The following is an 8,729-nucleotide window of genomic DNA, read 5'->3' as shown; positions in this document are numbered from 1 at the left end:
CATTGAGCACCTGCAGGTTGGACAGACTGACGTTGCCACGCTGCCGCGGCAGGCAACTCTCGATTTGCTCGTACTGGGCCTGGGAGATCTCCATGCCCGAACTGTACGCGAAAATTGACCATTAGTGTTAACAGGCCCTAGACAATCGTCCATGACGCGCGCCGTATCCGTAGCCGCAACCGGCCTCGCTGTGGCCACATCTGCCCATGCCGAGATGAGCCCCGAAGAGCTCGCGAAGATGACGCAGAATCCGGTCGCGAACCTGATCAGCGTGCCGTTCCAGAACAACACCAACTTCAACGTCGGTCCGCAGAAGGGCACGCAGAACATCCTCAACATCCAGCCGGTGATTCCGGTCACCCTGAACGAAAACTGGAACCTCATCACGCGCACCATCCTGCCCGTGATCTCGCAGCCGCCGCTCACCCGCCTCGATGATCGCGTGGACGGCGTCGGCGATCTCCAGTTCTCCGCGTTCCTCTCGCCGTCGAATGCCGAAGGATTGATCTGGGGTGCCGGCGCCATCGTGCAGGCCGCGACCAATACCAGCTCGGCGCTCGGTAACGAGCGCTGGGGACTCGGACCGACGGCGGTGGTCCTCAAGCTGGAGAAGGGCAATCCGTGGGTCTACGGCGTGCTCGTGAACACGTCTGGTCGGTGAGCAATTCCGGCAGCTCGCCGAGCTACAGCAACTTCCTCATGCAGCCATTCCTCAACTACAACTTTCCCGGCGGAACCTATCTCACCTCGTCGCCCATCGTCACCGCCAACTGGCAGGCCGACGGCAAGAAATGGACGGTGCCCGTCGGCGGCGGCATCGGACACATCTTCCACCTCGGCCCGCTGCCGGTGAACACGCAGCTCGCGGCGTACTACAACGTCGCGCGACCGGACGACGGAGCCTCGTGGCAGCTTCGCTTTCAGGTGCAGTTACTGTTCCCCAAGTAATCATCGATGCGGAGGCGCCTTTGCCGCAAAGTCTTTCTCAACCGGGGGGAATCACATCATGAACCTGAAGAATCTATGGATACCTCTTCATCGCCGCTGTGGCAACGACTGTGTCAGCCGCTGAAGTGAAGAAGCCCGTTGCGCAGTGGACTTGCGCCGATTTCCTGGCGGTCGACGATCAGTTCAAGCCGAAGGTCGTCTACTGGGCGACCGCGTATGCGAAAGGCGGCAAGCCTGAGGCGTCGGTGATCGACATCGAGGGGACCGAGAAAATGACCCCGATGATCATCGACGAATGCACGAAGGCGCCGCAGGCTTCGTTCTGGCAGAAGCTCAAGAGTGAATGGAAGAAGGTGAAGGCCGAAACGAAGGCCGAGATGAAGAAGCAGGTGATCAGTCCGGCCGCATGGCGCAGGCTGGATTCCGGATCGCCCTCCGGGCGTCCGGAATGACGATGGGAACAACCGTGTTTTCGGCCGAGCCGAGTTTCATCGCGCTCCAAGAGGCCGACTTCGAGCAAGTGGCCCAGTCGGTTGACCCTTATCTCGCAGAGAAGGGAAAGCTGACCGGGCTCATGGTCTGCGCTCGCGCGTTCCCCGGCTGGGCGGACGACGCATAGGTTCTGAAATGCTGGGCTTCGAACTCGATTTCTGGGACTACCTGACATTCGTCACGCTGTTCCTGTTGGTGCTGTCGGGAGTCGGATTCTGGGTCTGGCTCGCGGGGCTACCGGGTCACATCGCGATCGCGCGCAAGCACCCCGATGCGGAGGCCGTTAAGCTGCTCGGCTGGGCCGGTTTGCTGCCGACCATCTATCCCTGGGTGCAGGCATTCATCTGGGCCTTCAAGCCGGCCGACATCGTCGACATCCGGCGCTTTCCGCGCGAGGAGGCACGCGCGATCGACGAGAACATCGCGCGCCTCGAGGGCAAGCCGCCGGTGCCGCCGCCAGCTCCACCGGAAGAGAGTAGCCACGCAGAGCCACCTGCTCCCCGCGCACCGGACTGAGGCGGCGGCCCGATGCTCGCTGGTCTGCTGATCTGTTTCGGCTACGTCGTCTTCATCTGGCTGCTCTTCTTCAGGTTCAAGTGGCTCAAGTTCAGCATCGCGTGGGGCGTGGTGTCGGCCCTCGTCGGCCTGCATCTGCTGCTGATCTTCTTGATCGGTCTGCGCTTCGTCACACCGTATTCGACCGACGCGCGCGTGATCCAGCACACGATCCAGTTGACGCCGCGGCTCACCGAGCCGACGCTGGTGACCGCGGTGCTGGTGCCCGAGAACGTGCGGGTGAAGAAGGGCGCACCGCTCTTCCAGTTCGACCGCCGACCGTACGAGTACAAGGTGCGGCAGCTCGAAGCACAGCTCGCGAGCGCGGTGCAAAACGTCCAGGTGCTGAAGTCCGACGTCGCCGTCACCGCGCAGAAGGTGGTGAAGCTCGAGAGCGAGCTCGAGTATGCGAAGTATCAGCAGCAGCTCTCGTCGGACCTCGCGCGCAAAGGCGCCGGACCGCAGGAGGATGCACAGAGGTGGGCGGCGCAAGCCGCCGCGAACGAAGCGGGCATCCGCGAGGCACAGGCCGAGGAGCAGCGCGCACGGCTGAAGTACACGAGCGAGATCGACGGCGTGAACACGTCCGTGGCGGCGATCCAGGCGGAGCTCGACCTCGCGCGCTTCTATCTCGACAACACGCTGATGGTGGCACCCGAGGATGGTTACGTCATCAACCTCCAGGTACGGCCGGGCATGGTCGCGGGCGACGTGCGCTTCGGCGCCATCGCCTCCTTCATCGTCGATGCCGACCGTTATCTGCTCGCCAACTTCTTCCAGGAGAACTTGAAGTACGTGAAACCGGGGCAGTCGGTGGAGGCGGCGCTCGACCTCTATCCTGGGCAGATCTGGGCAGGCCGCGTGGAGATGATCTGGCAGGGCAGCGGCGCGGGACAACTGCTGCCGAGCGGGACCCTCCCGAACTTCAGCTACGTGCCGACCGACCTCCCGCAGGGCCAGTTTGCGGTCGTCATTCGGCTCGAAGAGCTGGACCAGAACCGGTTTCCGATCGGCACGCAAGGCCGCGCGGCGATCTACACGAGCTCGGATAGCGGGTTTGTCTGGCTGCGCAAGATCGATATCCGTTCCTACTCATGGTTCAACTGGCTCTACCCATTATCCGGCTGACGGCAATCGTCGGCGCGGTGGTGCTTGCAGGCTGCGCCCTTACCACGCCGCCCGCGCATGATGCGATCGTGCATGAAGCGCTGCCGAAGGACACCACGATTCCGCCGGCGTGGAAGGCCCAGGCGGATACCGGTGCGGCGGCCAACGACTGGCTGAAATCGTTCGACGATCCCACACTCGACTCGCTGGTCACTGAAGCCATCGCCAACAACCGCGATCTCGCCCAAGCCGCCGAGCAGGTGCGCATCGCGCAGCAGGTTGTGATCGTGGTCGGCGCGCAGTTGCTGCCGCAGGTGGGGGCGGTGCTGGGCGGCAGGACCACGCGCGACGAAGGCAACACCGGAAACTTCACCAGCTCGGTCGCGTATGTCGGTGTCGCTTGGGAGCTGGACGTGTGGGGGCGGCTACGCGCGCAGCGTGCGGCCGCCGCGGCCGGGGCGACGGCCACCGCGCTCGACTACGCTTACGCGCGCCAGTCGCTCGCGGCGACGGTGGCGAAGGCGTGGTATCTCGCCTGTGAAGCGCGGCAACTGCTCGCGCTCGCCGAGCAGGCGGTCAGGATCTACGGCGAGCTGCTCGATCTCGTGAAGATCCGGCGCGCCGCCGGCAAGGTCTCGGATCTCGATGTGGTCGATACCCAGGCCAATCTTGACGCGGCGCATGCGCAGGTCGAGTTAGCGCGTGCCGCCTACGGTGAAGCGCAGCGGGCCCTGGAGGTATTGCTCGGACGCTATCCTGCAGCCGAGATCGAGGCGGCGCGGGCGTTTCCCGCGCTGCCGCCGCCGGTGGCCGCCGGGGTGCCGGCGTCGCTGCTCGAACGCCGACCCGACCTCGCAGCCGCGGAGCAGCAGGTGCTCACGGCGTTCCGCCGGCAGGAGGCGGCCAAGCTCGCGCTCCTGCCTGACTTCTCGATCTCGTTCGCGGGCGGGCGGCTGGGCGACCAGATCCTCTCGGTGCTGGGGCTCAATCCGTGGCTTGCCTCCGCCGCGATCGGTGTGTCGATCCCGATCTACGAAGGCGGCGCGCTGCGCGCGAAGGTCGAGATCGCCACCGCGCGGCAGGCAAAGGCGGTCGCCGCGTATGGTGCTGCGGCGCTCACGGCGTTCCGCGAGGTCGAGAACGCACTCGCGAACGAACAGTTGCTCGCGCAGCGTCTGCCGTTCATGCAGGGAACGGTCGCGAGCCGGACCGATGCCGTGCGCATCGCGACGATCCAGTACGTTGCGGGCAAGCAGGACCTGCTGTGGGTGTCGAACCTGCAGGCCGGGCAGCTCGGCGCGGAGGCGGCGCTCATCAAGCTGCGCGGCCAGCAGCGCGCGAACCGCATCCAGCTGCATCTCGCGCTCGGCGGCAGTTTCGATGCGGCGCCAGGGAGGTGACCCATGCGTGCACTGTCGACCGACCTAGTGATCGGCGGAACCGCGGAGTACCTTCGCCGGCTCCTGCCGTATGACGCTGGCGACGCTCGGCTTCATCGACGCGGGTCGCGTGCGGTGAAGTCCTTCGGACCATATCGGTGAACGAAACGAGCCGCAATACCCTGGGGAAGATCCTCACCTTCGCCGCGCTCGTGGAAGTCGGCACCGGTCTCGCCCTGGCGATCGATCCCGCGATCGTCGTCACCTTGCTGCTGGGCGCGGACGCCGACGCGACGGTGCGGGTGGTGGGGCGGTGTTTCGGCATCGCGTTGCTAGCCCTGGGACTGGCGTGCTGGCCGAGGCGACGGCGCTGCGAGGCCGGCTCGCCGGCCTTCCGCGCGATGTTGACCTACAACGCTGATTGCGCTGTACCTTGCCTATCTGGGCACGGTCGAGGAGCTGCGGGGATCATTGTTGTGGCCGGCCGTTGCGCTGCACGCCGTCGTGGCGCTGTTCCTGGTCTGGAGGTGGCGCGACGCGCGACTCGCCAACGCGCCCGACCGGTGACGGTTGCAATGCGCCCAGTCTTCGAGCGATTGAGCGATTGCCAGATCGCGCGGCGCCAACGAACTCGAATCGAGTCAGTCAGCCCCTATTCACGAGGCAAGGCGGATGGCGCCGCGCGAAACCCGGCGTGAGTTATTCCCTCCCGACTTCCCAGGGATCTGTGACGGGCACCTTCAGATCGGCGAAGTGGCGCACGTTGCGAGTTGCGAGGGTGGCTCGCCGCGCCAGCGCGATGCCTGCGATCTGCGTGTCGCGCATGTCGACCGGACGTCCCGCCTTCTTCCGCTCCGCTGCCAATGAGGCAGCCGCGGCCGCCGCAGCGCTGTCGAAGTCGAGCACGCGGTTCTCCAGGTCGTCCGCGAGCAGCCGGTCAAAAGCCGACTCGAGCGCCTGCCGCCGTCGGCCCTTTGGCAGCAGCGCCAGCCCGAAACGGGCCTCGAAAAGCGTGATGCTGGTTATCCAGCACGAGTCGGCAGGCTGGCGGTCGAGCCATGCTACTACCGGCGCCTCGGGTTCCCGGCGCATCAATGCCGAGAGCACATTGGTGTCGAGAACGATCACTTCGTGAAGTCGGCCGACCGCGGCGGCTCGCCATGCAGTTCCGGAAGGTCGGCCGTCAAACCCGTCTTCTTGAAGCGCGCCGCGATTCGCGAACCGAGGTTCCTTACCGCCCTCTTCTCCTCCTTGACGGCGTTGCGCAGAATCTGCCGGATTTCCTCTTCCATGCTGCGCCCGTGCCGTTCGGCGCGCCGCTTGAGATGCGCCTTCACGTCCTCATCCAGATCGCGAACGACGAGTTGTGCCACGCGTGACTCCTGGTGGGGTATCTCTAGATATCATGATATCGCCGTGTCACACCGGAGGCAATCGTGGCCGGTTGGCCTCGGCGTGCGCGTAAGCCATTCGGACGAAACCGGCGCTCAGTCCGCCGTCGCGTGCGCCTCGTCGGCCTGGTGCCGCGCCTGCTCTTCCATGACGAGCGCGGTCAGCTCGCGCTTGAGGGCGTTGAACTCCTGGCTCGCGGTGTCGCGCGGCCGCGGCAGCGTCACCTCGACGATGCGCTTGACCGTGCCCGGGCGGTAGGTCATCACTACTACACGGTCGGCGAGATAGATGGATTCCTCGATGCCGTGCGTGACGAAGAGGACCGTCTTGCGGGTCTCGGCCCAGATGCGCAGCAGCTCGTCCTGCAGCGAGCGGCGCGTCAGCGCGTCGAGCGCGCCGAAGGGCTCGTCCATCAGCAGGAGCGGCGGGTCGATGGCGAGCACGCGGGCGATGGCCACACGCTGTCGCATGCCGCCCGAGAGATCCTTCGGGAACCGGTCGCGAAAGTCGGACAGACCGAGCTTGGCGAGCAGCCGATCGACGATGGCGCGGATGCGTTCGGCGGGATCCTGCCTCACTTCCAGGCCGAACGCGATGTTGCGCTCCACCGTCATCCAGGGGAAGAGCGCGTACTCCTGAAAGACCATCGCCCGTTCCGGGCCCGGTCCCACGACCGGCTCGCCCAGCGCCGTGAGCTCGCCGGAGGTGGGCTGATCGAAGCCGGCCACCGCATTGAGCAGCGTCGACTTGCCGCAACCGGATGGTCCCAGCAGGCAGACGAACTCGCCCGCCGCGACGTCGAGGTCGATGTCGCGCAACGCGACGACCTCGCGCCCACCGGTGCGAAAGATCTTGCCCAGGCCGCGGCAGCGAATGGTGGCCGCGTCCGGATCGACCACCGGCATGGCGCTCGTGCTCGCGCCCGTCGCGCTCATCCGTCCATCCCGCGATGCCAGCGCAGGAGCCAGTGATTCAGCCGGCTCATGCCGAGGTCGATCGCCAGACCGCAGAGCCCGATCGTGACCATGCCCGCGATCACCTTGTCCGACCAGAAGTACTCGCGCGCCTCCAGGATGCGGTAGCCCAGACCGGAGTTCACCGCGATCATCTCCGCCACGATGACGACGATGAAGGCGACACCGATGCCCACGCGCACGCCGGTCAGGATGTAAGGCATGGCCGCCGGCACCATGACGCGCCAGAAGAGCGTCCACTCGCCCGCGCCCAGGTTGCGCGCCGCGCGCAGGTAGATGCTGTCCACCGCGCGTACACCGGCGATCGTATTCATCAGCACGGGGAAGAAGGCGCCGAGCGAAATCAGAAAATAGGCCGGCGGATTTCCCAGACCGAACCACAGAATGGCGAGCGGGATATACGCAATCGGCGGGATCGGCCGCAGCACCTGCAGCAGCGGATTGAAAAGATCGTAGACGGCCGGCCGCGCGCCCATCAGCAAGCCGAGCGGCAGGGCGAGTCCCGCCCCGATGCCGAAGCCGACCGCGATACGCGTGAGCGAGGCAACCACGTCGTGCGGCAGTTCGCCGGAGATCGCCCACGCGATCCAGCTTCCGGCGGCCGGGTCGAACGGTGCGGTCGGCCGCAGATAAGACCACCAGCGCAGTGCCACCGCCGAAGGCGAAGGCAGGACGAGCGGCGTCACCCAGCCGAGCAGCGACACCGCTTCCCACGCGGCGAGAATGACAGCGGGGACCGCCACCAACCTCGCCAGGCTGGCTACGCGCCCCGCGATGGTCACTACTTGATGCCCTGTTTGGCTTTGGCCTGTTGCAGCAAGTCGAGCTTCACCCAGTCGGTGGCCTTCGGCGGCTCGGACATCTTGCCGACGCCGTACTTCACCATGAGGTCGGTCGTGATCTGAATGTGGTCCGCAGTGACGTCGTAGGTGTAGGGTGAATTCGCGATGGCGTCCTGGAAGTCCTGATCAGTGATCTGCCCCTTGAACATCTGCTCCACGACGTACTTTTCCGCAGACTTGGGATGCTTGATGAAGTGGTTCGTCGCGTCGACGAAGCATTCGAGGACCTTCTTCGCTACCGCGGGCTTCTCCTTATACATCTTCTCAGTCATCACCAGCACGCGCACCGGCTCGCCCAGGGGGGTGTCGTAAGGCTTCAGCATTTCCACGCCGAAGCCCTTGTTGATGGCCTGCGACGATTGCGGCTCGGACTGGCACATCGCATCGATCTGCTTCTGCAGCAGCGCCTGGTTGAGATCGGCGAAGGCCATGTAGACGATCTGGACGTCCTTGCCTTCCTTGTCCGACCACGTGAGGCCCGCCTTGGAAAGCTCCGCGAGCAGCAGGAGCTCCTGCGCGCCGCCGCGCGCAACGCCCACTTTCTTGCCTTTGAGATCGGCCACCTTCTTCAGCGGCTCGTCGGCCCGCGAGACCAAGCGTGCACCGCCCTTGGCAAAACCGGCGACCACGAACACCTGCCCGCCGCCGGCGCGGTTGGCGATGGCGGCATCGGCGGCAGAGGCAGCGATGTCCACTTCACCCTTGACGATCGCCGGAAAGATGTCGATGCCCTTGGGGAAGACGGTCTCCTGCACGTCGAGCCCGAACTTCTTGCAGTGCTCCTTCATGAACGAGACCGCGCCGTAGTGCGCGAACTTGAGATTTCCCAGGCGCACCACCTCGTTGGCATAGGCGGCGCCGGCGAACAGGGCGAACGCGAGCGCGAAGGTGAGAACGAGGGGCAGAGCGAGGACGAGTCGATGAACCATGCGCGGGCTTCCTGGTTAGAAACAAAGGATTGAGGGAACCGACGGGGATGTCGGCGACTGGACGTTGGCCGATAGTAACCTCAGCTTTCGATGACCGGCAACCTGCCCGCC

The 8,729-nt window shown here is 65.4% G+C and carries 12 protein-coding genes and 1 pseudogene; 8 read left to right on the top strand and 5 right to left on the bottom strand.

The window, feature by feature from the left end:
- Nucleotides 1-214 precede the first annotated feature (214 nt).
- The 8 genes and pseudogenes from JNK68_06930 to JNK68_06895 all read left to right on the top strand — a co-directional run bounded on the left by JNK68_06930 (nt 215) and on the right by JNK68_06895 (nt 5,048).
- Nucleotides 215-661 (top strand): hypothetical protein, encoded by a 447-nt coding sequence (locus JNK68_06930; GenBank protein MBL8540090.1) that lies wholly within the window; start codon nt 215-217, stop codon nt 659-661.
- Entirely contained in the window at nt 658-948 is a 291-nt protein-coding gene (locus JNK68_06925) for a hypothetical protein (protein ID MBL8540089.1), read from the top strand. The genes JNK68_06930 and JNK68_06925 overlap by 4 nt, the downstream gene beginning before the upstream one ends.
- Nucleotides 949-1,019: 71 nt before the next feature.
- Nucleotides 1,020-1,400, top strand: a complete 381-nt coding sequence (gene hdeA, locus JNK68_06920; protein ID MBL8540088.1) for an acid-activated periplasmic chaperone HdeA — start codon at nt 1,020-1,022, stop codon at nt 1,398-1,400.
- A gap of 2 nt (nt 1,401-1,402) precedes the next feature.
- Nucleotides 1,403-1,567: a hypothetical protein gene (locus JNK68_06915; protein ID MBL8540087.1), complete on the top strand. Its 165-nt coding sequence runs from the start codon at nt 1,403-1,405 to the stop codon at nt 1,565-1,567.
- Between the two features lie 8 nt (nt 1,568-1,575).
- Nucleotides 1,576-1,956 carry a DUF3302 domain-containing protein gene (locus JNK68_06910; protein MBL8540086.1) on the top strand — a complete coding sequence of 127 codons (381 nt, stop codon included), beginning with the start codon at nt 1,576-1,578 and terminating at the stop codon, nt 1,954-1,956.
- A gap of 12 nt (nt 1,957-1,968) precedes the next feature.
- Nucleotides 1,969-3,123, top strand: coding sequence for an HlyD family secretion protein (locus tag JNK68_06905; protein ID MBL8540085.1), 1,155 nt, complete (start codon nt 1,969-1,971; stop codon nt 3,121-3,123).
- A complete protein-coding gene (locus JNK68_06900) occupies nt 3,090-4,502 on the top strand; it encodes a TolC family protein (protein ID MBL8540084.1) in 1,413 nt (470 codons plus the stop codon). Before JNK68_06905 ends, JNK68_06900 begins: the two co-directional genes overlap by 34 nt.
- A gap of 161 nt (nt 4,503-4,663) precedes the next feature.
- Nucleotides 4,664-5,048 (top strand): annotated as a pseudogene (locus JNK68_06895) (hypothetical protein).
- A 132-nt stretch (nt 5,049-5,180) separates the two neighbouring features.
- Here the strand turns inward: JNK68_06895 and JNK68_06890 are convergent.
- From JNK68_06890 to JNK68_06870, 5 genes are all read right to left on the bottom strand, one after another.
- A complete protein-coding gene (locus JNK68_06890; protein ID MBL8540083.1) occupies nt 5,181-5,609 on the bottom strand; it encodes a type II toxin-antitoxin system VapC family toxin in 429 nt (142 codons plus the stop codon).
- Nucleotides 5,606-5,854: an Arc family DNA-binding protein gene (locus JNK68_06885; protein ID MBL8540082.1), complete on the bottom strand. Its 249-nt coding sequence runs from the start codon at nt 5,852-5,854 to the stop codon at nt 5,606-5,608. Before JNK68_06885 ends, JNK68_06890 begins: the two co-directional genes overlap by 4 nt.
- Nucleotides 5,855-5,968: 114 nt before the next feature.
- Entirely contained in the window at nt 5,969-6,778 is an 810-nt protein-coding gene (locus tag JNK68_06880) for an ABC transporter ATP-binding protein (protein ID MBL8540081.1), read from the bottom strand.
- A 26-nt stretch (nt 6,779-6,804) separates the two neighbouring features.
- A complete protein-coding gene (locus JNK68_06875; GenBank protein ID MBL8540080.1) occupies nt 6,805-7,590 on the bottom strand; it encodes an ABC transporter permease in 786 nt (261 codons plus the stop codon).
- Between the two features lie 38 nt (nt 7,591-7,628).
- On the bottom strand, nt 7,629-8,618 hold the full coding sequence (locus JNK68_06870; protein MBL8540079.1) for an ABC transporter substrate-binding protein: 990 nt from the start codon (nt 8,616-8,618) through the stop codon (nt 7,629-7,631).
- Between the last annotated feature and the right edge of the window lie 111 nt (nt 8,619-8,729).

Source organism: Betaproteobacteria bacterium, from assembly GCA_016791345.1.
GTDB lineage: Bacteria > Pseudomonadota > Gammaproteobacteria > Burkholderiales > JAEUMW01 > JAEUMW01.
The sequence above is the reverse complement of the archived record's forward strand: the minus strand, read 5'-3'. Positions and strand labels throughout refer to the sequence as shown.